Genomic DNA, 26,037 nt, shown 5'->3' with positions numbered 1-26,037 from the left:
GATCAGTCCTCGTTCAGCGTGGGGTCGGTGGTGGGCAGCGGCGGCTTTTTCAGCAGCCGGCGCAGGAACAGCGGGGCCAGGAAGCCCAGAACCGCGGCAATCCACAGCCCCACCGCAATAGGCGAGCTGAAGAGGAAGGTCCAGTCGCCGTTCGACAGCACCATCGCGCGGCGCAGGTTGTCCTCCATCGCGTTGCCCAGCAGGATGCCGAGGATGACCGGGACGGTCGGGATGTCCAGCTTGCGCATGACATAGCCCAGCACGCCGAAGCCCACCATCATCAGCATGTCGAAGCTGGATCCGGTCAGCGAGTAGATGCCCACGAAGGCCACCATCGTCACCCCCGGCAGCAGCACCCAGGCCGGCACCGACAGGATCTTCACGAAGACCTTGATCATCGGCACGTTCATCAGCAACAGCACGACGTTGGCGATCAGCAGCGAGGCGATCAGCGACCAGACCACCTCGGGCCGTTCGGTGAACAGCAGCGGCCCCGGCGTGATGTTCAGCGTCAGCAGCAGCGCCAGCAGGACCGCCGTGGTGCCCGAGCCGGGAACACCCAGCGTCAGCATCGGCACCAGCGCGCCACCCGCCGCGGCGTTGTTGCCGGCTTCCGGTGCGGCGACGCCCTTGGGGTTGCCCTGGCCGAAGGTCGCCTTGTCCTTGGCGGCCGATTTCTCGGCCATGTAGGCCAGGAACGACCCCAGCGAGGCGCCGGCGCCGGGCAGCACGCCCGCGACGAAGCCGATGCCGGTGCCGCGCAGCATCGCGCCGCTGGTCTGCTTCAGCATCCTCCACGGCACGAGGATCTTGCCCAGCTTGACGCCGATCGCGCTGTCCTTGCCGTGGCTTTCGATGAAGTGAAACACCTCGGCCACGGCAAACAGGCCGACGATGGCCACGAGGAAGTCGACCCCGTCCATCAGGTGCAGCTCGCCGAAGGTAAAGCGCGGCATGCCCGTTGTCTTGTCCAGCCCGATCATCGCGATGCCGAGGCCGATAGCCGCGGCCAGCGCCGCCTTGGCCTGGTTGTTCGAGCCCATGCCGCCCAGCGTGCAGAAGGCCAGCATGTAGAGCGCGAAGTATTCGGCCGGCCCGAACTGATAGGCGACCCGCGCCAGATAGGGCGCAAAGACCATCAGACCGATGGTGGCCAGCAGCGCGCCGACGAAGGACGCCACGCCCGACACCACCAGAGCTTCGGCGGCCTTGCCCTGCTTGGCCATCGGATAGCCGTCCAGCGTGGTCATCATCGCCGGCTCGTCGCCGGGAATGTTCAGCAGGATCGAGCTGATGCGGCCGCCATACATCGCCCCGTAATAGACCGAGGTCAGCAGCACCAGCGCCGAAATCGCATCCAGCCCCATAGAGAACGAGATCGGGATCAGCAGCGCCACCCCGTTGGACGGCCCAAGGCCGGGCAGGGCGCCGATGATGGTGCCGACAAAGCAGCCGATGATGGCCAGCAGCAGGGTGAACGGCGTGATCGCGATGGAAAATCCCATCGCCAGGTTGGCAAGTGTTTCCATGATCTCAGAACCCCATGCCAGCGGGAAGACCCTTCAGGCCCAGCCCAAGGATGACGCGGAACAGCACGAACAGGCCAACGGCAAGCCCCAGCCCGGCGATGGCCGCGCGGCGCGGATTGCCGCCGATCTGCCAGCTGATGACGCCGGCGGCGATGGTCGTGGGCAGGATGAAGCCCAGCGGCGTGATCGCATAGGCATAGCCCACCAGCACCGCCAGGGCGAGGCCAAGCTGCGCCACCATCGGGCCGGCGGGCCAGTCCTGATCGGGATCGGGCCGCAGCACCATCACCAGCGAGGACAGGATGACGACGGCCGCGATCATGTAGGGAAAGATGCGCGGGCCGACCGGGTCGGACATGAAGCTGGTCTGGATGCTGCTGGCGCTGAGGATATACCCCAGCGCCACCACGATCATCACCGCTCCGAAGATGCGGTCGCCGCGGATCATTGCAGCAACCCGATCTCGCGCGAGATCTCCTGGATCTCGGCGATGTTCTCGTTCACGAAGGCCTCGAACTCGGCGCCGAACAGGTTGTAGGGTTCCAGCCCGTTTTCGGCCATCACCTGCTTCCACTGGTCGGATTCACCGACCTGCCGCAGCATGTCGACCCATTTCTGGTAATCCTCGTCGCTGATGTCCTTGGGCACGTAGATGCCGCGCCAGTTCATCGCGACGATGTTCACGCCCTGCTCCTTGGCGGTCGGCACGTCCTCGAAGCCCGAAACGCGGCTTTCCGACAGCACCGCGATCGGCCGCACATCGCCCGACTTGATGAAGCCGGTGATCTCGGACAGATCGCCCGTCATCGCCTGGGCAAACCCGCCGACCGTCTGGGTGATGGCGTCGGCGCCGCCGTCAAGACCGATATACTTGACCGCGCGGGCGTCCTCGAAGCCGGCCTTGTCCAGCATCATCAGCACCTTCAGGTGGTCGAAGCCACCCACCGCCGAGCCGCCGGCAAAGGCGACCGAGGCCGGATCGGCCTTCACCGCCTCGACGAGGTCGGTCAGGTTCTGGAACGGGCTGTCCTTGGCCACGACCAGAACGCCGGGATCGCCGCCGATCGAGCCGACCCAGCGGACCTGATCGGCCGTCGCCCCGGCGAATGCGTTCTGCGCCAGCCGCGTGGTGGTTGCCGACGAGGCGGCCACGAACAGGGCGGGATCGTCGCCGCGCGAGCTGACGACCTGCGTGTAGGCCACGCCGCCGCCGGCGCCGTTCAGGTTGGTGACCTGCACCATGTTCGGCACCAGCCCGATCTCGGTCATGATGCGGCCGATCTGGCGGCAGGTGAAATCCCAGCCGCCGCCGGGGTTGGCGGGGGCGATGCATTCCTCGGCCATGGCCGGCATGGCTGCGGTCATCATCAGCGCGGCGATCGCCGCACGGGTCCAGGTCTTCATGGTATCCTCCCAGTGGATGCGCCGGATCGCGGCGCGGACTTGCAGCGTAGAAGATTTGATGGAAAGCTGACACCAACCTGTCACGAATTGCCGAAAAGTTGGGCGAATGCGTTTCCTGTTGGTCGAGGACAGTGACGACCTGGCCGCCTCGGTGGCCTCGCGGCTGGCGATGGACGGGCATGGCGTGGATCGCGCAGCGACCCTTGCAGAAGCCAGAGAGTTTCTGGAATCCGCGCCTTACGACCTGATCCTGCTAGATATTTCCATGCCGGATGGTGACGGCCGCGACTTCCTGGCGCGCGAACGCGGGGCGCGGCGCGAGACGCCGGTGATCATGATGACGGCCAGCGCCTCGGTCGGGGACCGGGTCAGCACGCTGGATCAGGGTGCCGACGACTACATCACCAAGCCCTTCGATTTCGCCGAGCTGCAGGCCCGCTGCCGCGCCGTCCTGCGCCGCCATGCGGGCGCGGCGGACAGCCGGCGCCATTACGCGGGCTTCATCTTCGACGCGCTGTCGGCCACCATCACGGTGGGCGACGAGCTGCGCGAACTGCGCGCCCGCGAGTTGCGGCTGCTGGAAATCCTGCTGTCGCGGCCGGGGCAGACCTTCTCGAAGCCGCATCTGATCGACCGGCTGTTCTCGTTCGACGAGGAGGTCAGCGACAACGCGATCGAGGTCTATGTCGGCAGGCTGCGGCGCAAGCTTGACGGTTCGGGCGCGCGCCTCGAGACGCTGCGCGGCGTGGGCTATCGGCTGATTCCCGAATGACGCCGGCCGGCGCCGCGTTGCCGGCCGGCATCTCGCTGCGGCGGCGGCTGGTGTGGCAGTTCCTGGTGCTGTCGCTGCTGCTGGTGGTGGCGCTGTTCTTCACCGTGCGCTTCGCGGCCGAGCGTGCCTCGCGGGCCAGCCAGGACGCGGTCCTGGGCGCGGCCGTCATCTCGGTGGGCGACGGCATCCGCGCCGTCGATGACGGGCTGGAGCTTGACCTGCCCCACGCGACCTTCTCGATGCTGGGCGCGATGGGGCAGGAACGGATCTTCTACAGCCTCGCGATCGGATCGCGGCTGGTGACCGGATACGAGGGCCTGCCGCCGCCGCCCGAGGTTCCGGGCGACCTGTCGCCAGTGTTCTGGAGCGCGGATTACCGGGCCAGCCGTCTGCGGCTGGCGGCGATCACCCGGCGCGTGCTTCTGGACAACCGCATGGCCGAGATCGTCGTGGTGCTGGGCCAGACCCGCTATGGCCAGGCCGCCATCGCCCGCGACACGGCCCGCAGCGCGGTCTGGATCGGGTTGGGGTTCCTGCTGCTGGCGGTGCCGGTTGCGCTGTTCGCGGCGCGGGCGGTGATCCGGCCGGTGGATCGTCTGGCGGCGGCGGTGACACGGCGCGGCCCGCAGGACCTGCGCCCGGTGCGCGATCCCACGCCGCGCGAGCTGGTGCCGCTTGTGGGCGCGCTGAACGGCTTCATCGCGCGCCTGCGGGGCGCGCTGCAACTGGCCGAGACCTTCATCTTCGAGGCCGCGCACCGCATCCGCACGCCGCTGTCGCTGGTGCGCAACGAGGCCGAGATGGCGCTGGCCGAAACGTCGGACGAGGCGACCCGGCAGCGCCTGCGGCGCATGGTGCGCGCCATCGGCGAAAGCAGCCGCTCGGCCAACCAGATCCTCGACCATGCGATGGTGCTGTATCGCAGCGACCAGTTCGCCGCCGCGCCCTTCGATCTGGCCGCGCTGACCGCCTCGGTGCTGCGCGCGGTCGCGCCGCTGGCCGAGATGCGTGACATCGAGATCGCCGCGCAGGGCCTCGACAGGCCATGTCCGCTGCATGGCGACGAGCGGATGATCGAGGTCGCGCTGCGCAACATCCTCGACAATGCGCTGAAATATTCGGCCTCCGAGGGGCGGATCACCCTGCGGCTTTACCAGGCGGACGGCATGGCGCACCTGTCGGTGCAGGATGCGGGGCGCGGGCTTGCAAAGGGCGACAGCGACCTGACCGGGCGGTTCCGGCGCGGCAGCAATGTCGGCGATGTCGTCGGATCCGGCCTCGGGCTGACCATCGTGCGCGAGGTCGCCGCCGCCCATGGCGGCAGCTTCGACCTGCGCCCCGGACCGGAGAAGGGCGCATGCGCGACGCTGTCCCTCGCGCTGCCATGACGCCGCTGCGGGGCTTTCTGCGCGGTGCCGCCATGCTGCTGTGGCTGGCGACGGCCGCCAGCGCCTACGAGATCGAGGTCGAGCGGTCCTTCGGCCCCGAGGAGGGGCGCGAGGTCAGCGTCATCTCGACTACCGATCTCGAGGCCATCGACAGCGTGCTCGAGGGCTTTGTCGCGGCGCGTCCCGGCCTGCGCCTTCGCTATGTCCAGGCGTCCAGCGTCGAGGTGTTCCGCGCGATCCGTGACGAGGCGGTTCCCTTCGATCTGGTCATGTCCTCGGCGATGGACCTGCAGATGAAACTGGCCAATGACGGGCTTGCGGCCTCGGTCTCGCCGCAGCTTGGCGGGCTGCCCGACTGGGCCCGCTGGCGGGACCAGCTGTTCGGGGTCGCGCTGGAACCGGTGGTGACGCTGGCCTCGCGGCAGGGCCTGGGCGACCTGCCGGTGCCGCGCACCCGGCGCGACCTGATCGCCATGCTGCGCGAGAACCCCGAACGCTTCGACGGCCGCGTCGCCAGCTATGATCCGCGCAGTTCGGGCGTCGGCTATTTCCTGATCTCGCAGGACAGCCAGCAATCCGAGGGATTCTGGCGGCTGGCCGAGGTGATGGGCCGGCTGAACGCCCGGCTGTTCTGCTGTTCGGGCGAGATGATCGACGAATTGCGCGCCGGCCGGGTCACGATCGCCTACAACGTCGTGGCCAGCTATGCCTCGCGCTACGCGCCCGACGATCCCGACCTGGTGCGCCTCGTGCTGGAGGACTATACGCTGGCGATCGTCCGCTCGGCGCTGGTGCCGGCCAATGCGCCGAACCCGTCGGACGCCACCGATCTGCTGTCCTGGCTGCTGGCCCCGTCCAGTCAGGCCCGGATCGCCGAGAATGCGGGGGTTGCGCTGATCCCCGGCACCGGCGCGGCGCCCTCGCCGCATCTGCGTCCGATCCGCCTCGATGCCGGGCTGCTGGTCTATGACGACCGTCTGCGCCGTGCCGGGCTGCTGAGCGAATGGAGCGCGGCGATGATTCAGCCCTGAGCATCCGGCGCCACGCCCCACCAGCGCAGCGTCTGGCGCAGGTGGCGCTCGATCTCTTCGGCGGCGCGGACCGGATCGCCGCTGTCGATCGCCTCGATGATCTGCAGATGCTCCTGCATGGCGGGCACCACGCGGTCGGGCAGGAAGGTGCGCACATTCTGGATGATGGTGATGCGGTTCCGATTGGCCTCGTAGGCGCGTCTCAGGAAGGGGTTGTCAAGCCCGCCGGCCATGAAGTCGTGCAGCGTCAGGTCGGTCGCCAGCGCCCGGCGTGACAGGTCGGCGCCGGGATCGGTCCGGGCCTCGTCCAGCAGGCTTTCATGGGCATCGCGCAACCGGCCAAGATCGGGCCGCCCCGAGGCCAGCAGGCGGCGCACGCCCTCTTTCTCAAGCGCGGCGCGCATGTCCATGCAGGCGCGGGTGATGTCCTGCCCCGCCTCCATGATCATCACGCCGCGCTTGGGCAGAATCACCACCAGAGCCTGTTCCTCGGCGCGCTTGACCGCCTCGCGCGTTGCGGCAAGGGGAAAGCCCAGAACCGCCGCCAGCGACGGCATCGCCTGGAATTCGCTGCTGCGCAGCCGGCCATCCTTCAGCGCCGCCAGAAGTGCCGCAAAGGCCTGATCCGACTGAAGATCATGTGACTGTTTCACGTCGCTTTCCCGTCCCCGCCGTTGATGGACTTTCAATAAATCGAAGGGAAACCCTTTCCGATTTTCGCATAGTGGCAATCTGGCGCATCAGGTAACATTTTACAAGAGAGATCAGATAAGATGCCTCGAAAGGCGCGACCCTCCGCTTCAACCAGCGCCGCCGGCGCCCCGACCGGGAGACCATCCATGTCCGACACCGCACAGCACCGCAGCACCGGCGCAAGCCCCGACGATCCAGAGGCCCGCAGCGCCATCGACAGCGATGGCGGCGGCGGTTTCCGCATGCCGCATATCTACGTCATCCTGTTCATCTTCACCGCGATCGCCGCGGCCCTGACCCATGTCATACCGGCGGGCCTTTACGACCGGATCACGCTGCACAACGGGCGCGCGGCGGTCGATCCTGCCACCTTCCGCCATGTCGATCCGACGCCGGTCGGGTTGGAACAGTTCATGATGGCGGTGCCGCGCGGGCTGATGGACGCGTCCCAGGTGGTGTTCTTCACCCTCATCATCGGCGGCATGTTCATGGTCATCCGCCGCACCGGCATCATCGACGTGGCGGTGGACAAGCTGACCCGCCGCTTTGCCGGGCGCAGCGTGCTGATGATCCCGGTCCTGATGATCACCTTCGCGGTCATCGCCACGCTGATCGGCACGCAGGAACTGGCACTGGTCTATGTGCCGGTGATCCTGCCGCTGATGATCGCGCTGCGCTTTGATTCGGTGGTGGCGGTCGCCACCGCGCTGCTGGCCACCACGGCGGGGTTCACGGCGGGCGTGCTGAATCCGATCAATACCGGGCTGGGCCAGACCATTGCCGAACTGCCGCTGTATTCCGGCTTCGGGCTGCGGGCCTTGCTGTTCGTCTGCCTGATCGGCGCTGGCATCGCCTATCTGATGCGCTATGCGCTGAAGGTGCGTGCCAACCCCGCCGCCAGCCTGATGGCCGGAAACGCCGCCGAACAGGAAAAGCGCCGCGTCTATGTCCACGACCTGGACACGCCGGCGCTGACCTTCACTCCGCGGCAGAAATGGGGCGGCATCGCGACGGTCGGCTTCTTCGCCGTGATGGTCTGGGGCGTGCTCAGCCGCGGCTGGTTCATGACCGAAATGGCGGGCCTGTTCGTCATCATGGGCATCAGTGTCGGGCTGATCGCCGGGCTCAGCGCCACCCGCATCTGCGAGGCCTTCAACGAGGGGTTCCAGGACGTCCTGGTCGGCGCGATCATCGTGGGGCTGGCCCGCGCGGTCGCCGTCATGCTGGAACAGGGGCAGGTGATGGACACGCTGGTCAACGGCCTTGGCGGGCTGGTGGGCGGGCTGCCCGCGACCTTCTCGGCGCTGGGGATGTTTGCGGCACAGCTGGGCTTCAACTTCGTCGTGCCCTCGGGCAGCGGTCAGGCGCTTGTGACCATGCCGATCATGGCACCGCTGTCCGACCTGATCGGCGTCACCCGCCAAAGCGCGGTGCTGGCCTATCAGCTGGGCGACGGGCTGTCGAACATCCTCTACCCCACCTCGGGCTATTTCATGGCAACGCTGGCGCTGGCCGGGGTCAGCTGGGATCGCTGGGTGCGCTTCTTCCTGCCGCTGTTCGGGATCTGGATCGCCATCGCCTCGGCCTTCCTCGTCTACGCGCAGATGGTGGACTGGATCGGCTGACCGGACCTCCCGTTCGGGGTCAGTCGGGGCGGGGCGGCGGGGCGACCCGCCGCCTCAATCATCTTGGCGCGGGCGTGACGGCGTGCTATCGGCATCCCGTTCTCAGGGCGGGGTGAAATTCCCCACCGGCGGTGACAGCCCGCGAGCGCCTTCCTTCGGGAAGGGTCAGCAGATCCGGTGGAACTCCGGGGCCGACGGTATAGTCCGGATGAAAGAGGACCGAGGCCGCGCCCCTTCCCCGGTGCGGTCAAGGCTCGTGCTCTGGGACCTTACGCTGTGAAAACGGAAGGTTCCGCAAAGATGACCGATACCACCACCCCCCGCATCGCCTTCATCAAGGCGCGCTGGCATGCCGACATCGTCGACCGCGCGCATGAGGGCTTTCTGGCCGAGATCGCCCGCCTGATGCCCGGCGCCCGGACCGATGCCTTCGACGTCCCCGGCGCGTTCGAGATGCCGCTGCTGGCCCGGAAGCTGGCGCAGTCGGGCCGTCACGACGCGGTCGTCGCCGCCGCCCTTGTGGTCGATGGCGGGATCTATCGCCATGATTTCGTGGCCGCGGCCGTGGTCAACGGGCTGATGACCGTGGGTCTCGACACCGGCGTCCCCTGCTTCTCGGTCGCGCTGACCCCGCACAACTTCCAGGAAACGCCGCTGCTGATCGATTTCTTCCGGGATCATTTCCTGACAAAGGGCGCCGAGGCCGCCCGTGCCGTCCACCAGATCCTCGATCTGGACCGCACCCTTGCGGCGGCGGATCGCGCCGCGGTCGCCTGACCTTCCGGGCGGCCCCCTCCGGGGCTGCCCGATCGCCTGCCGCCCGCCGGTTTGCCGCCCGAATAGCCCGCCCGTATAGAACCTCGTAATCGCCGCACCCGGATTCGCCCCCCCCAGAACCGCCGCTGCCGGAGCCCGTCATGCCGACCGCCTTCTCCTTTGCCACCGCGACCGAGATCCTGTTCGGGCGCGGCCAGGCCGATCAAGCCGCCGAGCGGATCGCCGCGCTGGGCCGTCGTGTCCTTCTGGTGCATGGCCGCGATCCGGCCCGCAGCGCGGTCCTGCGACAGGCGATGGTCCGCGACGGCTGCGAGGTGACCTCCCTGACCGTCGCCGCCGAACCCGAGATGGCGATGATCGAGGCCGGGCTGGACCACGCGCGCGGCGCGCAGGTGGCGGTCGTCGTGGCGATCGGCGGCGGCGCGGTGATCGACGCCGGCAAGGCCATCGCCGCGCTGCTTCCGGCGACGCGGCCGATGCTGAACCATCTCGAGGTGGTGGGGCAGGGGCTGCCGCTGGATCACCCGCCGCTGCCCTTCATCGCCCTGCCCACCACCGCAGGCACCGGCGCCGAGGTGACGCGCAACGCGGTGATCGGGGTGCCCGAACATCGCCGAAAGGTCAGCCTGCGCGATCCGCGGATGCTGCCGCGTCTGGCCATCGTCGATCCGGCGCTGACGGATGGCTGCCCGCGCGTGGTGACGCTGGCCTCCGGCCTTGACGCGATCACGCAGGTGATCGAGCCCTATGTCTCGACCCGCGCCAGCCCGCTCACCGACGCCTTGTGCCGCGACGCGATCCCGCGCGGCCTCGCCGCGCTCCGGCGGCTGATGAAGGACGAGGATCCCGCCGCCCGCGACGAGATGGCCTGGGTCAGTCTCTGCGGCGGGCTGGCGCTGGCGAATGCGGGGCTGGGCGCGGTGCATGGGCTGGCCGGCCCGCTCGGCGGGCTCACCGGCGCCGCCCATGGCGCGATCTGCGGCGCATTGCTGCCGCATGTGCTGGCGACCAACCGCCGCGCGGTCGCCGATGCGCGGCTGGCCACCCGGCTGGATCGGGTCGCGGGCTGGATCGGTGCGGCGTTTGACCGGCCCGCCGCCACGGTCGAGGAGGCAGCGGTGCTGCTTGCGGACTGGTCCCGCAAGGCGGGCCTTCCCGGCCTCGCCGCGCTTGGCATCGACGACCGGGCAGAGGACGCGGCCGCCGACGCCGCCTTGTCCTCGTCCTCGATGAAGGCCAATCCCGCCGACCTGACGGCCGCAGACCTGCGCGCGACGCTTCAGGCCGCCCGCTGATCCCTCAGACCAGCCCCATATCCGCCAGGGCCGCGGCGACGGCGGGGGGCAGCGGATCCTCGGACAGCCGGGCGCGCGGCAGGTCGGCCGGCGCCTCGTCGCCCTTCAGATAGCGCCAGCCCTGGAACGGCCGGCGCGGCACCGCAGCGACCCGCACCAGGTCGCGGTCCAGCACCAGCGCACAGCGCCGGATGCCATCCTCGCCGATCCGCTCGTCAAGGCGCAAAAGGCGCTGCCGCGCCAGCATCACCCCCTTGAACACCCAGTAGATCGAGCCGCCGTCCAGCAGCGCCTCGTCTCGCTTGGGCCACATCCGCGTGACATGCATCGCGGGGCCCGCACCAAAGCGCTGCTGCTGCCACAGTGCCAGATCCTCGGGCCCCTCGGCGCCGACGCAAAGCTTCATCAGGTTCAGGTCTGCGGGCATGGCGGGCACCATAGGCGCGGTCCCGCGCCGCCGCAAGTCACCCTGCCTGCGCCGCGACCGGCAGATCGCGGGCGACCGCCCCATCTTCTGTGCAGAAATATCCCCGCCGGAGGCGCAGCCCGCCCCGCCGCGCGCCGGGACAAGGCTGGTGCAACAGGCGAAGGCCGCGACGGAGCGCCGCGGCCTTGCGAATCACCATGGGGAGGACGACGAGCCTACAGCTCGTCCAGCGCCTCGACGGCCTTTTCCAGCTCTTCCTTGCTGACCTTCTTCTCGCTCACCTCGGCCTGCCCCGCAATGTGATCGACCACCTTGTCCTCGAACAGCGGTGCGCGCAATTGCTGCTGGGCGGCCTGGTTCTGCTGGATGAACTCGAAGAAGGCGCGTTCCTGGCCCGGATACTGGCGCGCGGCCTGAAGCACGGCCTGCGTCATCTCCTGGTCGCTGACGGTCACCTCGGCCTTCTGGCCGATCTCGGCCAGCAGCAGGCCCAGGCGCACGCGCCGCTCGGCCAGCTTCTTGTGCTCGTCGGTCGGCTCGATGCTGCCGTGGTCGTGGTCGTGAACCTCGGGATTGTCCTCGTGCCACAGCTGATGCGCGATCTGCGCGGCCTCGGCCTCGACCAGGGACTGCGGAAGGTCGAACTTCACCCGCTCGTCCAGCTGGTCCAGAAGCGAGCGTTTCAGGATCGCGCGGGCGGCACCGGCGTATTCGCGCTCCAGCCGCTCGGCGATCTGCGTCTTCAGCGCGTCGAGGTCTTCGGCGCCGAACTTCTTGGCCAGCTCGTCATCGATCTCGGCGGGTTTCGGGGCCTTGACGGCCTTGACGGTGCAGTCGAAGACCGCATCCTTGCCGGCCAGATGCGGGGCGCCGTATTCCTCGGGGAACGTGACCTCGACCTTCACCTCGTCCTCGACCTTGGCGCCGACCAGCTGCGCCTCGAAGCCCGGGATGAAGCTGTTCGAGCCCAGTACCAGCGGGTAATCCTCGGCCGCGCCGCCCTCGAAGGCTTCGCCATCCACGAAGCCCTTGAAATCGATCACCACCTGATCGCCGTCCTTGGCCTTGCTGCCCTTGCGGCGGTCCTCGAAGTTCTGCGCCGATTTGGCCAGGTTCTCCAGCGCCTCGGTGATCGCGGACTCCTCGGCCGGCACGGTCAGCTTTTCCAGCTTCAGGCCGCCCAGATCGACCTCGGGGATGGCCGGCAGCGCCTCGTAGCTGACATTCACGACGACATCGTCGCCTTCCTTCCAGCCATCGCCGTTTTCCATCTCGACCTTGGGCTGGGTGGCCGGGCGGTCGCCGCTGTCCTGCAGATGCTGGCGCAGCGCGCCGTCGATGGCGTCCTGCATGGCCTCGCCCAGGATCCGCGGGCCGAACTGCTTCTTCAGCATCGCCATCGGGACCTTGCCCTTGCGGAAGCCCTTCATCTCGATCTCGGGCTGCGCCTCTTTCAGCTTGGCGTCGACCGTCGCGGCCAGTTCGGCTGCGGGCAGGGTGAACTGATATCCCCGCTTCAGACCTTCGTTCTGGGTTTCCTTGACCTGCATCATCGTCCTCATGGCAAGAAGGGCCGCCGGGCCGCGGCGGCCTGAAAATTTCCGCCGTTCTAGTCGCGGGGGCTGCACTCTGCAAGCAGATAGCGGGCCGGACCCCGCAAGCATGGCCACGCAGCGCCGCCCGGCGGCGTCAGTCGGCCTCGGGGATCAGCCGCGTCACGCCCAGCGCCGCGGCGCGGGCGAGGTCGGGATCCAGCGACATGCCGATATATTCGCCGCGACGCCACAGCCCGGCGAAGTCGTCGTAATGGCGCGAGAGCGGATGGCCCGATTGCCCGGTCGCGGTGATGAACACCGAACTGTCGGGGTCGGCAAGGTCGTAGACGCCGCGATAGCCCGCGCCGCTGGACGCCGCGAAGGGATCCTGCGGGAGGCCGGTCAGGCCGCTTTGCGCCACGGTGAACTGCCCGCCCGAGATCGACTGCGTCAGGTTGACGATCCAGTCCAGCGCCGGCAGGTCGCCCAGCCCCGGATGCCGGTGCCGCGCCAGGTGGACATCGCCCCACCGCCAGCTTGTCACCTGCGGGCCGAAGCGCTCGGCCAGATCCAGGATGGCCCGGTCCAGCGCCTGCCGGGCGATGGTCGTGCAGTCCTCGACCGGCGCGCTCTGCACGATGTCGCACCAGCCCGCGGCGCCGTCGCGATTGCGGAACACCGCCGCGATGAAGGCGGGGCGCAGCGTGGCGATGTCGTCGGCCAGCGGGCCCAGCTCGTCGCGGATCAGCCGGTCCTGCAGGGCGCGCATCCAGGCGGCATAGATCAGCGGCTCGGGCAGGTGCTCGCTCATCGCGCCGTCCCATTCGGCCAGCAGGGCCAGCGCATCCTGACGCTGGCGCTCGACGGTGCCGGCGGCGGCGGGCTCGCCCGCGAACCACAGGTTCGCACCGACCAGTGGCAGCAGGGCGCGGGCGGCCGGGCTGACGACGTCCAGCTGCGCGGCGACAAAGCTGTCGCGCGAATGGACCTCGCGATCCTGCAGAAGCCGGGTCAGCCGGTCGCGGCGCAGCGCGGCGGCCCCGGGCTCTTCGGTGGCGATCAGGATGCCGGTCGAGGGTTCTGTGGCGGCCGCGTCGGCGGGTGCCGGATCGGCCTCGGACCAGGCCGCCGAGGCCAGCCAGCCCGGCGCGGGCATCGCGCCACCGGACGGATGTTCCGCGGCGCGGCGCGGCTGGCGACCCGCGACCAGCATCCGCACGCCGTCGCCATCGGCCAGCATGGCGGCCAGCGGCGGGGCCACCGCGCGCGACAGGGCCGAGGCCGCGCTGTCGGTGTCGGGCGCGCGCATCAGGGCGATCAGCGCCGACATGGTGCTGTCGCGCGGCGACAGCCCGGTCCAGCGCAGCGCGGCAACATGCCCCTGCGGGACGACATCGGCAAGCCCCGGCACCAGCCCCGGCACCAGCGGCCCGTTGGCCGTGCTGCGCAGCAGGATCGGCTGGTCGACACCGTCGCGGATGCGGATCACCTCGCGCCGGGTGGTGAACGCGGTCCAGCCATCCACGCCGCGATAGCGGTCGCTATCGCCGGGCTGCACCTCCTCGATGGCGATGTCGGCATCGTCCACCGGCGCCGGGGTCAGCCCCCAGGCGAGATGCGGGTTGCGCCCCGACAGGATCGCCGGAATCCCCGGGATCGTGGCGCCGATCACGCCGCCCGATGACAGTTGCAGCCGTGCCAGATAATACAGCGACGGCGCGGTCAGCGGCCCGTGCGGATCGCTGGCCAGCAGCGCGCCGCCCGCCGCGGTGCGGTCGGGCGCGGCCGCGAAGCCGTTCCCGCCCAGCCCGGACCCCGTGGGCAAGAAGCCCGACAGCCCCGCGACGCCGGCCTGCTCGCGCTCGGGCTCGGTCTGCAGGAAGCGCACATCGCCGAACATCGAGGCATAGACGGGCAGGCCGGCGGGGGCGCCGTCGCCGGCAAGGATCGCCGGCCCGTTCTGCGGCGAGGCCAGCGACAGCCGCGCCCGCAGCACCTCGGTGGCTGCGGCGTTCGACGAGGCCGCGGCGACCAGCTTCAGGATGGCCAGCGAATCGGCGGGTTGCCAGAAGGCGATCTGCTGCGGATAGAGGAAGAATTCCGGCGCCCCCCGGCCAAGCGCGTTCTCGTTGACCTCGGCGATCCACTGGTTCACCCCCGCCGCATAGGCCTCCAGCGCGGCGCGGGTATCCTGATCCTGCGCATCCACCGAGGCCGCCGCGCTGCGATAGAGTTCAAGCCGCCGGGCCAGCGCATCCGAGGCAAAGGCGCGGCTGCCCTCGACCTCGGCCAGCCGGCCCTGCGCGGCGCGACGCAGCAGGATCATCTGGAACAGCCGGTCCTGCGCATGGGCGACGCCGAGGGCGAAGAACATGTCGGTGTCGCTTTGTCCGAAGATGTGCGGGACGTTCTCGGTCGACCGCACGATCTCGACCGGGGCCGACAGCCCCTGCATCCGGTAGCTGGCGCCATAGTCGGGCAGCGAGCGGACGGCAAAATACCAGACCAGCACCGCGGCCAGCACGACAAGCACGATCAGCGCGATGGTCAGCCGCAGCAGCCAGCGAAAAAGGGTCAGCATTCCGGCAGCTTGTCCATGGGCAGTTCCGCTGTGCCTTGGCAGGATGGCGGCCGGAACTTGACCGGGCCGCGCTTGGGTGGTGGGGTGCTGCATAAGACAGCCGCGCTGCCATTACAACGAGAGCGGGGCGCGGCACGGAACAACCCCGATCAGGTGTCGGGATGCGGCAACAGGAAGGAATTCACGCATGGCGAAACTGGCTTTTCTGGGCCTTGGGGTGATGGGTGCGCCGATGGCGGGGCATCTGCGCGCGGCGGGTCACGCGGTAACCGTCTACAACCGCAGCCCGGCCAAGGCCGAGGCATGGGTGGCCCGGCATGGCGGCGATCGCGCCGAAACCCCGCGCGAGGCGGCGGCGGACGCGGAATTCGTGATGGCATGCGTGGGCAATGACGACGACCTGCGGCAGGTCTGCCTTGGCGATGACGGTGCTTTCGCGGGCATGCAGAAGGGGGCAGTCTTCGTCGATCACACCACCGTCTCGGCGGCGGTGACGCGCGAACTGGCCGAGGCGGCCCGCGGGGCCGGGCTGGGCTATGTCGATGCGCCGGTCTCGGGCGGGCAGGCGGGGGCCGAGAACGGCCAGCTGTCGGTGATGTGCGGCGGTGATGCAGACGATTACGACCGCGCCGCGCCGATCATCGACGCCTATGCCCGGATCTGCCGCCGGATGGGCGAGGCCGGCGCCGGTCAGATGACCAAGATGTGCAACCAGATTGCCATCGCCGGGCTGGTGCAGGGTCTGGCCGAGGCGCTGGCCTTCGCGCAGAAGGCCGGTCTGGACAGCGCCGCCGTGGTCGAGGTGATCAGCCAGGGCGCCGCCGGAAGCTGGCAGATGGCCAATCGCCACAAGACCATGGCGGCCGGCGAGTTCGATCACGGCTTCGCGGTCGACTGGATGCGCAAGGACCTCGCGATCTGCCTGTCGGCCGCGGACGAGGTGGGCGCCTCGCTGCCCGTCACCGCGCTGGTGGACCAGTTCTACAAGGAGGTGCAGGGCATGGGCGGCGGGCGCTGGGACACCTCGTCGCTGATCGCGCGGCTGACCCGCTAGGGGCAGGGGGCGCGCCGCGGCGTCCGCGCGGCGCGCCCGTTAACGTCAGCCCGCCAGCGCCTTCGCGCGGGCGATGACGGCGTCGGCGGTGATGCCGAATTCGCGATACAGCCGGTCGATGGGCGCCGAAGCGCCAAAGCCGGTCATGCCGATCACGTCATCCTCGCTGGCGACATAGCGGGTCCAGCCGAACTTGCCCGCCGCCTCGATGGCGATGCGGGGCGCGTCGCCCAGGGTGGCGCGGCGATAATCCTCGGGCTGGGCGTCGAACAGTTCCCACGAGGGCATCGAGACGACGGCGACGGTCATCCCCTCGGCATGCAGCGTCTCGGCGGCCTGCACGGCGATGGCGACCTCGGTGCCGGTCGCGATCAGGGTCACGTCGCGGCCCTCGCCGAACTGGCGGATCACATAGGCGCCCCTGGCGGTCAGGTTCTCGTCGCCCGCCTCCAGCCGCAACTGCGGCACGTCCTGGCGCGACAAGGCAAGCAGCGAGGGCACCTTGCGGTTGCGAACCGCGATGTCCCAGGCCTCCAGCGTCTCGACCGTGTCGGCGGGACGCAGCACGGTCAGGCCCGGGATGGCGCGCAGGCTGGCCAGATGCTCGATCGGCTGGTGGGTGGGGCCGTCCTCGCCCAGCCCGATGCTGTCATGGGTCATCACATAGATCGTGCCGATCCCCATCAGCGCCGACAGCCGGATCGCGTTGCGCGCATAGTCCGAGAACACCAGGAAGGTGCCGCCATAGGGGATGAAGCCGCCATGCAGCGCGATGCCGTTCATCGCCGCCGCCATGCCGAATTCGCGCACCCCATAGCCGATATAGCGGCCCGGCGCCTCGCGGGTGTACTGGCTGTCCACCGCCTTGACGCGCGTCAGGTTCGAGCCGGTGAGATCGGCCGATCCGCCGATCATCTCGGGCAGGGCCTCGGTCAGCGGCTCCAGCGCCATCTGGCTGGCCTTGCGGGTCGCGGCCTTCTTCGGCGCGGCGAACAGCGCCTCGCGCGCCGCGGTCACCGCCGCGTCATAGCCGGCAGGCAGGTCGCCCGACAGGCGGCGGGTGAATTCCGCGCGGTCAGCCGAGGCCGCCAGCCGGGCTTCCCAGGCCTCGCGCGCCGCGGCGCCGCGGGCGCCGATCTGGCGCCATTCCCGGGCCAGTTCCGCCGGGATCTCGAACGGCGCCGCCGACCAGCCAAGGGCCTCCTTGGTCAGCGCAGCCTCGTCTGCGCCAAGGGGCGAGCCGTGGACGGCATAGCTGCCGGCCTTGTTGGGCGAGCCGAAGCCGATCACTGTCTTCATCGCGATCAGCGACGGCTTGCCGGTCTCGGCCTTGGCCGCCGCAATCGCCGCATCCAGCGCGCGGCCGTCATGGCCGTCGCAGCTCTGCACATGCCAGCCGCAGGCCGCCAGCCGCGCCGGGACATCCTCGGAGAAGCTGACCGAGGTGGGGCCGTCGATGGTGATGGAGTTGTCGTCATACAGCACGACCAGCTTGCCCAGGCCCAGATGCCCGGCAAGGCTGATCGCCTCTTGCCCGATGCCTTCCTGCAGGCAGCCGTCGCCCAGCATCACATAGACATGGTGATCCACCAGATCGCTGCCGAATTCGGCGGCCAGCCCGCGTTCGGCCAGCGCCATGCCCACCGCCATCGCCAGACCCTGGCCAAGCGGGCCGGTGGTCAGCTCGATCCCCTTGGCATGTCCGTATTCGGGATGTCCCGCGGTGATCGCGCCCCATTGGCGGAAGTTCCTGAGCTGATCGATGGTCATGTCCGCATAGCCGGTCAGGTGCAGCAGCGCGTATTGCAGCATCGAGGCATGGCCGTTCGACAGCACGAAGCGGTCGCGGTCGGGCCAGTCGGGGTTGGCGGCGTCGAATTTCAGGTGGTTGCGAAACAGCACCGTCGCGGCATCCGCCATGCCCATCGGCGCACCGGGATGGCCGGAATTGGCGGCGTTCACGGCGTCGATGGCCAGCGCCCGCACGCAATTGGCCAGCGCGAAGTTTTCGGGGTCCAGCGCGGCCTTGGCGGCGATGGCGGGATCTTTGGGCGAATCGAGTGGCATGGTGGTCCTCCTTTTCCTGCTTGATACGCGCGGGCGTGAAAAATAACAATCAAAAATCACAAAGTAACAAAATTAATGTTGCATTGGCGGGCTTCTCTGTTACAACGGCATCAGGGCGAGTCGGACGACGCGAGGGAGGCTGCCGTGAAGCGCGAGGAACGCAGACAGGCGATCATGGACATCCTCGTCGAGGCCCGCGCCGTCGATCTGGACGACCTGGCCGATCGTTTCGCCGTGTCGAAGATGACGATTCACCGCGACCTCGATGATCTGGAACAGGCGGGGCTTCTGCGCAAGGTCCGTGGTGGCGCCACCATCGAGGCCGGCACCCAGTTCGAAAGCGATTTCCGCATCCGCGAGTTGCAGGACAGCAGCGCCAAGTCGCGCATGGCCCATGCCGCGCTGGACCTGGTGGAATCAGGCATGACGGTGATGGTCAATGACGGCTCGATGGCCTCGTTGCTGGGGGCGCGGCTGGCCGACAAGGCGCCGCTGACCGTCATCACCAACAACGCCGCCGTCCTCGACCATCTGAAGGATGCGCCGCGCGTCAACCTGATCGCCCTGGGCGGCGTCTTCAGCCCCAAGTTCAACGGCTATTTCGGCATCGTGACCGAACAGGCGCTGGCCCGGCTGCGCGCCGATGTCGCCTTCATCTCGACGCCCGCGCTGGCCGGGCTGCAGGCCTTTCACATGGACGAGCCCGTGGTGCGCGCCAAGCGCGCGATGATGGCCGCGGCCGAGCGGCGGGTGCTGCTGGTCAACCATCAGCGCTTCGGCCGTCCGGCCCTGCACCTGCTGGCCGAACTGACCGAATTCGATGCGATCATCACCGATGCGCCCCCCGCGCCCGAGGATCGCGCCGCCATCGACCGGGCCGGCATCGTGCTGACCATCGCCCGCCCCCCAAGCCCCGAGGAATGATCGCCATGGCCTGCTGGATCGGCACAAGCTGGAAAATGAACAAGACCCTGGCCGAGGCCCGCGCCTTCGCCGATGGGCTGGCCGCCGCCGATGCCGGGCGCGACCCGCGCATCCAGCGCTTCGTCATCCCGCCCTTCACCGCCTGCCGCGAGGTCAAGGCGATGCTGGCCCAGACCTCGGTCAAGGTGGGCGCGCAGAACATGCACTGGGCGGACGCGGGCGCCTGGACCGGCGAGATCAGCCCGGTGATGCTGCGGGACTGCGATCTCGACATCGTGGAGCTGGGCCACAGCGAGCGCCGCGAACATTTTGGCGAAACCGACGAGACCGTGGGCCTGAAGACCGAGGCCGCCATCCGCCACGGGCTGATCCCGCTGATCTGCATCGGCGAGACCCTGGCCGAACGCGAATCGGGCCGCGCCGCCGACGTGCTGGCGAGGCAGGTGCGCGGCGCCCTGTCGCGGGTGGCGGGCAGCGACGCGCCGGTCCTGCTGGCCTATGAGCCGGTCTGGGCGATCGGCGAGAACGGCATCCCCGCCACGTCGGACTATGCCGATGCAAGGCAGGCCGAGATCATTGCGGTGGCCGGTGACGTGCTGGGCCGGCGGGTGCCCTGCCTCTACGGCGGCTCGGTCAATCCGGGCAATTGCGAGGAACTGATCGCCTGTCCGCATATCGACGGGCTGTTCATCGGACGCTCGGCCTGGAAGGTCGAGGGATATCTGGACATTCTGGCGCGCTGCGCCGCGAAAATCTGAAGGAGTGACGACATGAAACTGGCGATTGCGGGCGACAGCGCGGGCGAGGGGCTGGCCAGGGTGCTGGCCGATCATCTGAGGGGCCGCCACGAGGTGTCCGAGATCAGCCGCACCGATGCCGGGCCGGATGCCTTCTATGCCGACCTGTCCGACCGGGTGGCCTCGCAGGTGCTGGACGGCACCTATGACCGCGCCATCCTGGTCTGCGGCACGGGCATCGGGGTCTGCATCGCGGCCAACAAGGTGCCGGGCATCCGTGCCGCGCTGACCCATGACACCTATTCGGCCGAGCGCGCGGCGCTGTCGAACAACGCCCAGATCATCACGATGGGTGCCCGCGTGATCGGCGCCGAGGTGGCCAAGACCATCGCCGACGCCTTCCTTGCCGAGACCGCGAATTTCGACGCCGCGGGCAAGTCGGCCGGCAATGTGAACGCCATCGACGCGGTCGATGCGAAATACAACCGGGCCTGAGCGCCGGAGGACACCGCCATGCTGAAGCTGCCGAATGACGGCCCGGCGACGGGTCGCCCGCTGGAGGATGCGCTGGCGGGGCCGGGCCCCGCCGCCATCATCCGCGCCATCGCGGACGCATTGCCGCCGCTGGCCGCGCGGCTGGCGGCCGGCCGGCTGCATGGCGACCCCGAGGCGCTTGTCGGCACCAATGACAGCGGCGACCGCCAGAAGGCGCTGGATGTCGCGGCGCATGACCACCTGATCGCGGCCCTTCGGGCGGCGGGGGTGCGGCAGGTCCTGTCCGAAGAGGCCGAGGCGGTGATCGTGCTGAACCCCGGCGGCGGCTTCGACGTCGCCATCGACCCCATCGACGGCTCGGGCAGCATCGGCATCGGCGCGCCACTGGGCCTGCTGTTCTGCATCCTGCCCGCCGCGCCCGAGGGCTTCCTGCGGCCCGGCCGTGCGGTGGTGGCGGCGGGCTATGCGTCCTTCGGTCATTCCCTGGATTTCGGCTGGTCGCTTGGCGACGGTGTCCACATCGCCACCCATGACGCCGAGGCCGCAATCTTCCGCGTCTCGCACGAGGATCTGCGCCTCGCGCCCGCCGCCTCGACCATTGCCTACAACGCCTCGAACGAACGCCACTGGCCATCGGGGCTGCAAGGCTGGGCCGCCGATCTGCGCGCCGGGCGCGACGGCCCGCGCGGGCGCGATTTCAACATGCGCTGGCTGGCTGCGGCGGTCGGCGAATTGCACCGCATCCTGCTGAAGGGCGGCGCATTCCTCTATCCCGCCGATGCCCGGCCCGGCTATCATCAGGGCCGCCTGCGGCTGACCTACGAGGCCTTCCCGATCGCCTTCCTCATCGAACAGGCGGGCGGCGCGGCCAGCGACGGTCAGGGCGCGATCCTGGACCGTTGCCCGCGGGCACCGCATGACTTCACCCCCCTCATCTTCGGCGCCAGGGACGAGGTCGCGACGATCCTCGGCTACCTCGCCTCCAGCAAAGGATAAACGCGATGGCCATGATCACCCTGCGCCAGCTTCTGGATCACGCCGCCGAACAGGGCTATGCCGTGCCGGCCTTCAACATCAACAACATGGAACAGGGGCTTGCGGTCATGCAGGCCGCCGCCGCCACCGACAGCCCGGTCATCCTGCAGGCCAGCCGCGGCGCGCGGTCCTATGCAAATGACCAGGTACTGGCCGGGCTGATCGAGGGGCTGTCGCGGGCATTCCCGCAGATCCCTCTGTGCATGCATCTGGACCACGGCAACGGGCTGTCGACCTGCGCCACCGCGATCCAGAACGGCTTTACCAGCGTGATGATGGACGGCAGCCTGAAATCCGACGGCAAGACCCCGGCCGATTACGCCTACAATGCCGATGTCACCGCGCGGGTGGTCGAAATGGCCCATGCCTGCGGCGTCTCGGTCGAGGGGGAACTGGGCGTTCTGGGCAGCCTCGAGACCGGCATGGGCGACCAGGAGGACGGCCATGGCGCGACCGAAAAGCTGTCCGAGGACCAGTTGCTGACCGATCCCGACGAGGCCGCGCGCTTCGTGGCCGATACCGGCGTGGACGCGCTGGCCGTCGCGATGGGCACCAGCCACGGCGCCTACAAGTTCACCCGCAAGCCCGATGGCGACATCCTGGCGATGCATGTCATCGAGGCGATCCACCGCCGCATTCCGAACACCCATCTGGTGATGCACGGCTCCAGCTCGGTCCCCGAGGATCTGCAGGCGATCATCAACAGCTATGGCGGCGACATCCGCCCGACCTGGGGCGTCCCGGTCGACGAGATCCAGCGCGGCATCCGCTCGGGCGTCCGCAAGGTCAATATCGACACCGACAACCGGCTGGCGATGACCGCGGCGATCCGGAAGACTCTGACCGAGGATCCCTCGGAATTCGATCCGCGCAAATACCTCAAGCCCGCGATGGCGATGATGGCCGAGGTCTGCCGTCACCGCTTCGAGGCCTTCGGCACCGCCGGCAACGCCTCGCGCATCCGGGTGCTGACGCTGTCGGAAATGGCCGCGCGCTACTGATCCGCGGCGATCGGGCGGCCCTCGGGAGGGTGGCCCCGGGCGCGCTGCCGGCGGCCGATCTCCGTGCCGCCGCCCTGCGCGACGCCGCGCCGAAGGCGCCGCCGGCCCAGCGGCAGCGACCGGGACGGGCCTTGCCCGTCCCGCCCCCCTGCCGGAAACGCCATCGCCTGCGGGGTGGCGCGAGGATGGCGGTTCAGCCGATCAGCGCACGCGCCGTGGCCTCGTCGGTGATCAGCCCCGACAGCCGGCCGCTGTGCAGCACCGCGCGGATCGCCTCGGTCTTGCTGGCCCCGCCCGCGATCGCGACGATGCGGCTGTCGCTCGCCCGATCGAGATCGGCCGAGAGGGTCCGGCTGCTGAGGCCGGTTTCAAGGACCCGGCCATGCACATCGAAGAAATGGCCCAGCATCTCGCCCGCCGCGCCGGCGGCGGTGATCTCGGCGATCTCGCGCGGCTCGATCATCCCCGAGGCGACCAGCTGCGCGCCCCCGTCGGCGGTGCCGATGCCGACGACCTTCAGCCCCGCGCCGTTCGACAGGTCGAACAGCTCGCGCACCCCCGGCTGCGCCAGCACCACGTCGCGGTCGCCCGGCGAATTGGCGAAGAACGGCACCGGCAGAACCAGCGCCTGCGCACCGGTCTTTTCGGCCAGGCGATGCATCACGTCATGTGGATTGGCCGCGTAGTTGCGCGTCAGCCCGCCCAGCAGCGACACGAAGCGCGTGCCGCCCGCCTCGAAGCGCGGCAGCTGGTCGACCGCTGCCGCAAGGGTGCGGCCATGCCCCAGCCCGATCACCGGATACTCGCCCCGCTCGATCTCGCGGCGCAGGAAGGCCGCGCCGGTGATGCCAAGGGCGCGCAGCGGCAGCCCCTCCTCGCCCAGATCGGGCGCCACCTCGCAGGTCTTCAGCCCGAATTCGGCGCAGAGCCGGTTTTCCAGCATCACGCATTCGACGATCTCGCCGTCGATCGAGACCTTCACCACGCCCTCGGCGACCGCGCGGGCGATCAGCCGGTGGGTCTTGACGGTCGCCAGCCCCAGCCGCTTGGCCACGGCAGCCTGCGTCAGCCCGCCCGCATAATGCAGCCAGGCCGCGCGGATCGCCAGCCCCTCCTCGGGATCGATGCCACCGCGCCGGGCCATCAGCGGCGCCGGACGGCGCCGGGACACTGCGACATTGCGGTGATTCCTTCTGCCTTGCCGTCAGATATTCAGTCTCTCGGCGCCCGTGTCGATATGCGGCGCCCAGAAAGCGACGCTTTCCGCGATCTGCCCGATCACCTCGCGATCATTCGGCTCGCGCTCCTTGAAGCTCAGTTCCAGGCAGATCTCGTTGTCGGTGGCGCCGCCCTCGGCAAGGGCCGCCAGCAGCGGCGCGGGCTGGATGCGGCCGCGGGCGTTGAAGTCGGCGGTGAAGGGCCGGTGGCCGCCCTTGTCCATCAGCGACTGCTTGATATGGATGATCGGGCTGACCTTCGGCACGGCGCGGGCCCAGGCATAGGGGTCGTAATCGTCGGGATTGGCGCTGGTCACGTCGCCATGGTCGATATCGGCCATCATCCACATCGGCACTGCCATGCCGGCCGCGCTCAGCCGGTCCTGCAGGGCCATGCAGGCCGCGATCGTCTCGCCGAATTCGCGCCCCACGCTCATCGGCTCCCAGAAGAGATGGGACAGGCCGGCGGCCCTTGCATGGTCGGCCACCTCGGCCCAGCAGTCGATGGCGGTGGCGATCAGATCCTCGCGCCGCACCGGGTCGTCGAAATCCCGGTAGGTGAAGATCGCGAACTGCGTGCCCACCGACACGCCGCCCAGATCGGCGGTGATGTCGGCGAAGGTCTTGAACCAGTCCACATAGTAGCGCCGCACGTCGCGGTCGGGATGGCCGAAATGGTTCAGGCGCCCGTAGGGCCCGGTCATGCCGCTGGTCACCCGCACGCCGGTCCGCGTCAGCGCGGCACCCATCTGGCGGGTCAGCCGGCGGATCACCGGCGCGGGCCAGGACGGGTTGATGAATTCATGCGTCAGCTGCAGGTCGCGGATGCGCAGATCGCGCGCCACGGTGTCGATCAGGTCATCGGGATCGGCAAAGCGGTTGACGAGGGGGTTGGTACTCAGCGACAGGGTCAGCGGCATGATTCCCACCCCTCAGGCTGCACGGGCCAGGTCCGACTGGTTGAACCAGTCGGTGAAGGCCTGGCGCTCGGCGTCGCTGAGATGCAGGTAATGCTTGGTGCGCCGCCACAGGATGTCCTGGGGCCGCTGCGCCCATTCGCGCGCCACCAGATAGCGCACCTCGGCCTCGTAAAGCTGGCCGCCGAAATGCCGGCCCAGATCCGCAAGCGATGCGGCGCCGCCGATCACGTCGCTGGTGCGCGCGCCATACAGCCGGCCATAATGATGCACCAGCCTGCGCGGCATCCAGGGGTGCTGGTCGCGCAGCAGGTTGGCAAAACCCTCGTAATCGGCATTGGCGATCTCGCCGCCGGGCAGGGGGGCGGTCTCGGTCCAGTCCGGGCCCATCTGCGGAAAGACCTCCTGGAGGCGATGCATGCCGCGCTCGGCCAGTTCGCGGAAGGTGGTGATCTTGCCGCCGAACACGTTCAGCAGCGGCGCGCCGCCGGTCTGGTCCAGATCGAACACATAGTCGCGCGTCACCGCCGAGGGGTTACCCTTGCCGTCGTCGAACAGCGGCCTGACCCCCGAGAAGGTATGCAGCACGTCCGACCTGCGCAGCTTTTCCTTGAAATAGCGGTTCACGGCGGCCAGCAGGTAGTCGATCTCGGCCTCGTCGGCCGCGACGTCCTCGGCCCGGCCCTCATAGGCGATGTCGGTGGTGCCGATCAGCGCCTTGTCGCCCTCGTAGGGGTTGATGAAGATCACCCGCTTGTCGTGGTTCTGGACCAGATAGGCATGGCTGCCCGCCCACCATTTCGGAACGATGATGTGGCTGCCCTTGACCAGCCGCACGTTGCGGGTGGAATTCGCCCCGGCGACGCGGGTGATGAAGTCGCTGACCCAGGGACCGGCGCAGTTCACCAGGCAGCGGGCGCGGAACCGGCGCGTCTCGCCGGTGGTCTCGTTGCGGGTCTCGACGGTCCAGGCGCCCTCCTCGCGCCGGGCCGATACGCAGGGGCTGCGGGTCAGCACCTCTGCGCCCTTCTCGGCGGCATCAAGCGCGTTCAGCACCACCAGCCGCGCATCATCGACCCAGCAATCGCTGTATTCGAATCCCTTCACATACTGGTCCAGCAGCGGCGTGCCCTCGGGATCGCGGGTCAGGTCCAGCGTCCGGGTGCCCGGCAGTTTCTTGCGCCCGCCCAGATTGTCGTACAGAAATAGCCCCAGCCGGACCAGCCAGGCGGGCCGGTCCTGCGGGCTGTGGGGCAGCACGAATCGCATCGGCCAGATGATGTGCGGCGCGGCGCGCAGCAGCACCTCGCGCTCGATCAGCGCCTCGCGGACCAGCCGGAATTCGTAATACTCCAGATAGCGCAGCCCGCCATGGACCAGCTTTCCCGACCGCGACGAGGTGCCCTCGGCCAGATCGTCCTTCTCGCACAGCACCACCTTCAGCCCGCGGCCTGCGGCGTCGCGGGCGACGCCGGCGCCGTTGATGCCGCCGCCGATCACGAACAGGTCGATCATCTCGCTGGTCTCGTTCAT

The 26,037-nt window shown here is 69.0% G+C and carries 23 protein-coding genes and 1 riboswitch; of the genes, 12 read left to right on the top strand and 11 right to left on the bottom strand.

The window, feature by feature from the left end; all coding sequences use genetic code 11:
* Positions 1-2: 2 nt before the first annotated feature.
* The 3 genes from Q5Y72_RS03110 to Q5Y72_RS03100 are packed head-to-tail and all read right to left on the bottom strand — an operon-like array spanning position 3 to position 2,933.
* Complete coding sequence (locus tag Q5Y72_RS03110) at positions 3-1,529, bottom strand: tripartite tricarboxylate transporter permease (protein ID WP_305961953.1); 1,527 nt, start codon at positions 1,527-1,529, stop codon at positions 3-5.
* A 4-nt stretch (positions 1,530-1,533) separates the two neighbouring features.
* Positions 1,534-1,977: a tripartite tricarboxylate transporter TctB family protein gene (locus tag Q5Y72_RS03105; RefSeq protein ID WP_305961952.1), complete on the bottom strand. Its 444-nt coding sequence runs from the start codon at positions 1,975-1,977 to the stop codon at positions 1,534-1,536.
* Positions 1,974-2,933, bottom strand: coding sequence for a Bug family tripartite tricarboxylate transporter substrate binding protein (locus Q5Y72_RS03100; RefSeq protein ID WP_305961951.1), 960 nt, complete (start codon positions 2,931-2,933; stop codon positions 1,974-1,976). Before Q5Y72_RS03100 ends, Q5Y72_RS03105 begins: the two co-directional genes overlap by 4 nt.
* Positions 2,934-3,039: 106 nt before the next feature.
* Here Q5Y72_RS03100 and Q5Y72_RS03095 point away from each other — a divergent pair, with 106 nt between their 5' ends.
* Genes Q5Y72_RS03095 through Q5Y72_RS03085 form a run of 3 tightly spaced genes read left to right on the top strand, consistent with a single transcriptional unit; the run spans position 3,040 to position 6,124 of the window.
* Positions 3,040-3,705, top strand: coding sequence for a response regulator transcription factor (locus Q5Y72_RS03095; RefSeq protein ID WP_305961950.1), 666 nt, complete (start codon positions 3,040-3,042; stop codon positions 3,703-3,705).
* Positions 3,702-5,093 carry a sensor histidine kinase gene (locus tag Q5Y72_RS03090; RefSeq protein ID WP_305961949.1) on the top strand — a complete coding sequence of 464 codons (1,392 nt, stop codon included), beginning with the start codon at positions 3,702-3,704 and terminating at the stop codon, positions 5,091-5,093. Before Q5Y72_RS03095 ends, Q5Y72_RS03090 begins: the two co-directional genes overlap by 4 nt.
* Positions 5,090-6,124 (top strand): ABC transporter substrate-binding protein, encoded by a 1,035-nt coding sequence (locus Q5Y72_RS03085; RefSeq protein WP_305961948.1) that lies wholly within the window; start codon positions 5,090-5,092, stop codon positions 6,122-6,124. Before Q5Y72_RS03090 ends, Q5Y72_RS03085 begins: the two co-directional genes overlap by 4 nt.
* On the opposite strand, the gene Q5Y72_RS03080 is transcribed toward Q5Y72_RS03085, so the two are convergent.
* The gene (locus tag Q5Y72_RS03080; RefSeq protein WP_305961947.1) at positions 6,115-6,777 is read right to left on the bottom strand and encodes a GntR family transcriptional regulator; all 663 of its coding nucleotides are present in this window, start codon (positions 6,775-6,777) and stop codon (positions 6,115-6,117) included. The genes Q5Y72_RS03085 and Q5Y72_RS03080 overlap by 10 nt on opposite strands.
* A gap of 186 nt (positions 6,778-6,963) precedes the next feature.
* Between Q5Y72_RS03080 and Q5Y72_RS03075 the strand changes: the two genes are divergently transcribed.
* The 3 genes from Q5Y72_RS03075 (at position 6,964) to Q5Y72_RS03065 (ending at position 10,514) form a co-directional block, all read left to right on the top strand.
* A complete protein-coding gene (locus tag Q5Y72_RS03075) occupies positions 6,964-8,442 on the top strand; it encodes a YfcC family protein (RefSeq protein WP_305961946.1) in 1,479 nt (492 codons plus the stop codon).
* 94 nt (positions 8,443-8,536) lie between these two features.
* A riboswitch (FMN riboswitch) is annotated at positions 8,537-8,666 on the top strand.
* A gap of 76 nt (positions 8,667-8,742) precedes the next feature.
* On the top strand, positions 8,743-9,219 hold the full coding sequence (locus Q5Y72_RS03070; RefSeq protein WP_305961945.1) for a 6,7-dimethyl-8-ribityllumazine synthase: 477 nt from the start codon (positions 8,743-8,745) through the stop codon (positions 9,217-9,219).
* A gap of 140 nt (positions 9,220-9,359) precedes the next feature.
* Positions 9,360-10,514 (top strand): iron-containing alcohol dehydrogenase, encoded by a 1,155-nt coding sequence (locus tag Q5Y72_RS03065; RefSeq protein ID WP_305961944.1) that lies wholly within the window; start codon positions 9,360-9,362, stop codon positions 10,512-10,514.
* A 4-nt stretch (positions 10,515-10,518) separates the two neighbouring features.
* On the opposite strand, the gene Q5Y72_RS03060 is transcribed toward Q5Y72_RS03065, so the two are convergent.
* The 3 genes from Q5Y72_RS03060 to Q5Y72_RS03050 form a co-directional block, all read right to left on the bottom strand.
* The gene (locus Q5Y72_RS03060) at positions 10,519-10,941 is read right to left on the bottom strand and encodes a DUF1489 family protein (RefSeq protein WP_305961943.1); all 423 of its coding nucleotides are present in this window, start codon (positions 10,939-10,941) and stop codon (positions 10,519-10,521) included.
* A gap of 215 nt (positions 10,942-11,156) precedes the next feature.
* Positions 11,157-12,491, bottom strand: a complete 1,335-nt coding sequence (gene tig, locus Q5Y72_RS03055; protein ID WP_305962082.1) for a trigger factor — start codon at positions 12,489-12,491, stop codon at positions 11,157-11,159.
* Between the two features lie 139 nt (positions 12,492-12,630).
* Entirely contained in the window at positions 12,631-15,057 is a 2,427-nt protein-coding gene (locus tag Q5Y72_RS03050) for a penicillin acylase family protein (protein ID WP_305961942.1), read from the bottom strand.
* A gap of 148 nt (positions 15,058-15,205) precedes the next feature.
* Between Q5Y72_RS03050 and Q5Y72_RS03045 the strand changes: the two genes are divergently transcribed.
* Positions 15,206-16,111: an NAD(P)-dependent oxidoreductase gene (locus Q5Y72_RS03045; protein WP_305962081.1), complete on the top strand. Its 906-nt coding sequence runs from the start codon at positions 15,206-15,208 to the stop codon at positions 16,109-16,111.
* 45 nt (positions 16,112-16,156) lie between these two features.
* On the opposite strand, the gene tkt is transcribed toward Q5Y72_RS03045, so the two are convergent.
* Entirely contained in the window at positions 16,157-18,178 is a 2,022-nt protein-coding gene (gene tkt / locus Q5Y72_RS03040) for a transketolase (protein WP_305961941.1), read from the bottom strand.
* A 144-nt stretch (positions 18,179-18,322) separates the two neighbouring features.
* On the opposite strand from tkt, the gene Q5Y72_RS03035 reads away from it, so the two are divergent.
* The 5 genes from Q5Y72_RS03035 to fba are packed head-to-tail and all read left to right on the top strand — an operon-like array spanning position 18,323 to position 22,370.
* Complete coding sequence (locus Q5Y72_RS03035; protein WP_305961940.1) at positions 18,323-19,102, top strand: DeoR/GlpR family DNA-binding transcription regulator; 780 nt, start codon at positions 18,323-18,325, stop codon at positions 19,100-19,102.
* A gap of 5 nt (positions 19,103-19,107) precedes the next feature.
* Entirely contained in the window at positions 19,108-19,860 is a 753-nt protein-coding gene (locus Q5Y72_RS03030; protein ID WP_371930747.1) for a triose-phosphate isomerase, read from the top strand.
* 12 nt (positions 19,861-19,872) lie between these two features.
* Complete coding sequence (gene derI, locus Q5Y72_RS03025; RefSeq protein WP_305961938.1) at positions 19,873-20,334, top strand: D-erythrulose-4-phosphate isomerase; 462 nt, start codon at positions 19,873-19,875, stop codon at positions 20,332-20,334.
* Positions 20,335-20,352: 18 nt separating this feature from the next.
* A complete protein-coding gene (locus Q5Y72_RS03020) occupies positions 20,353-21,330 on the top strand; it encodes a class 1 fructose-bisphosphatase (RefSeq protein ID WP_305961937.1) in 978 nt (325 codons plus the stop codon).
* A gap of 5 nt (positions 21,331-21,335) precedes the next feature.
* Positions 21,336-22,370 (top strand): class II fructose-bisphosphate aldolase, encoded by a 1,035-nt coding sequence (gene fba / locus Q5Y72_RS03015; protein WP_305961936.1) that lies wholly within the window; start codon positions 21,336-21,338, stop codon positions 22,368-22,370.
* A gap of 193 nt (positions 22,371-22,563) precedes the next feature.
* Here the strand turns inward: fba and Q5Y72_RS03010 are convergent, their stop codons facing one another.
* Genes Q5Y72_RS03010 through Q5Y72_RS03000 form a run of 3 tightly spaced genes read right to left on the bottom strand, consistent with a single transcriptional unit; the run spans position 22,564 to position 26,037 of the window.
* A complete protein-coding gene (locus Q5Y72_RS03010) occupies positions 22,564-23,514 on the bottom strand; it encodes a sugar-binding transcriptional regulator (RefSeq protein ID WP_305961935.1) in 951 nt (316 codons plus the stop codon).
* Between the two features lie 60 nt (positions 23,515-23,574).
* A complete protein-coding gene (locus Q5Y72_RS03005; protein ID WP_305961934.1) occupies positions 23,575-24,507 on the bottom strand; it encodes a sugar phosphate isomerase/epimerase family protein in 933 nt (310 codons plus the stop codon).
* A gap of 12 nt (positions 24,508-24,519) precedes the next feature.
* Positions 24,520-26,037 (bottom strand): glycerol-3-phosphate dehydrogenase, encoded by a 1,518-nt coding sequence (locus tag Q5Y72_RS03000; RefSeq protein ID WP_305961933.1) that lies wholly within the window; start codon positions 26,035-26,037, stop codon positions 24,520-24,522.

This window comes from Paracoccus spongiarum (genome assembly GCF_030732095.1).
GTDB classification, from domain to species: Bacteria; Pseudomonadota; Alphaproteobacteria; order Rhodobacterales; family Rhodobacteraceae; genus Paracoccus; species Paracoccus spongiarum.
Note: the sequence above shows the minus strand (reverse complement) of the source record. Positions and strands in the feature narration are given on the sequence as shown.

Coding starts and splice junctions, on each gene's coding strand:
- Q5Y72_RS03110 (WP_305961953.1), bottom strand. CDS start 1,529: ATGGAAACACTTGCCAACCTGGCGATGGGATTTTCCATCGCGATCACG.
- Q5Y72_RS03105 (WP_305961952.1), bottom strand. CDS start 1,977: ATGATCCGCGGCGACCGCATCTTCGGAGCGGTGATGATCGTGGTGGCG.
- Q5Y72_RS03100 (WP_305961951.1), bottom strand. CDS start 2,933: ATGAAGACCTGGACCCGTGCGGCGATCGCCGCGCTGATGATGACCGCA.
- Q5Y72_RS03095 (WP_305961950.1), top strand. CDS start 3,040: ATGCGTTTCCTGTTGGTCGAGGACAGTGACGACCTGGCCGCCTCGGTG.
- Q5Y72_RS03090 (WP_305961949.1), top strand. CDS start 3,702: ATGACGCCGGCCGGCGCCGCGTTGCCGGCCGGCATCTCGCTGCGGCGG.
- Q5Y72_RS03085 (WP_305961948.1), top strand. CDS start 5,090: ATGACGCCGCTGCGGGGCTTTCTGCGCGGTGCCGCCATGCTGCTGTGG.
- Q5Y72_RS03075 (WP_305961946.1), top strand. CDS start 6,964: ATGTCCGACACCGCACAGCACCGCAGCACCGGCGCAAGCCCCGACGAT.
- Q5Y72_RS03070 (WP_305961945.1), top strand. CDS start 8,743: ATGACCGATACCACCACCCCCCGCATCGCCTTCATCAAGGCGCGCTGG.
- Q5Y72_RS03065 (WP_305961944.1), top strand. CDS start 9,360: ATGCCGACCGCCTTCTCCTTTGCCACCGCGACCGAGATCCTGTTCGGG.
- Q5Y72_RS03060 (WP_305961943.1), bottom strand. CDS start 10,941: ATGCCCGCAGACCTGAACCTGATGAAGCTTTGCGTCGGCGCCGAGGGG.
- tig (WP_305962082.1), bottom strand. CDS start 12,491: ATGCAGGTCAAGGAAACCCAGAACGAAGGTCTGAAGCGGGGATATCAG.
- Q5Y72_RS03050 (WP_305961942.1), bottom strand. CDS start 15,057: ATGCTGACCCTTTTTCGCTGGCTGCTGCGGCTGACCATCGCGCTGATC.
- tkt (WP_305961941.1), bottom strand. CDS start 18,178: ATGCCACTCGATTCGCCCAAAGATCCCGCCATCGCCGCCAAGGCCGCG.
- Q5Y72_RS03030 (WP_371930747.1), top strand. CDS start 19,108: ATGGCCTGCTGGATCGGCACAAGCTGGAAAATGAACAAGACCCTGGCC.
- derI (WP_305961938.1), top strand. CDS start 19,873: ATGAAACTGGCGATTGCGGGCGACAGCGCGGGCGAGGGGCTGGCCAGG.
- Q5Y72_RS03020 (WP_305961937.1), top strand. CDS start 20,353: ATGCTGAAGCTGCCGAATGACGGCCCGGCGACGGGTCGCCCGCTGGAG.
- fba (WP_305961936.1), top strand. CDS start 21,336: ATGGCCATGATCACCCTGCGCCAGCTTCTGGATCACGCCGCCGAACAG.
- Q5Y72_RS03010 (WP_305961935.1), bottom strand. CDS start 23,514: ATGGCCCGGCGCGGTGGCATCGATCCCGAGGAGGGGCTGGCGATCCGC.
- Q5Y72_RS03005 (WP_305961934.1), bottom strand. CDS start 24,507: ATGCCGCTGACCCTGTCGCTGAGTACCAACCCCCTCGTCAACCGCTTT.
- Q5Y72_RS03000 (WP_305961933.1), bottom strand. CDS start 26,037: ATGAACGAGACCAGCGAGATGATCGACCTGTTCGTGATCGGCGGCGGC.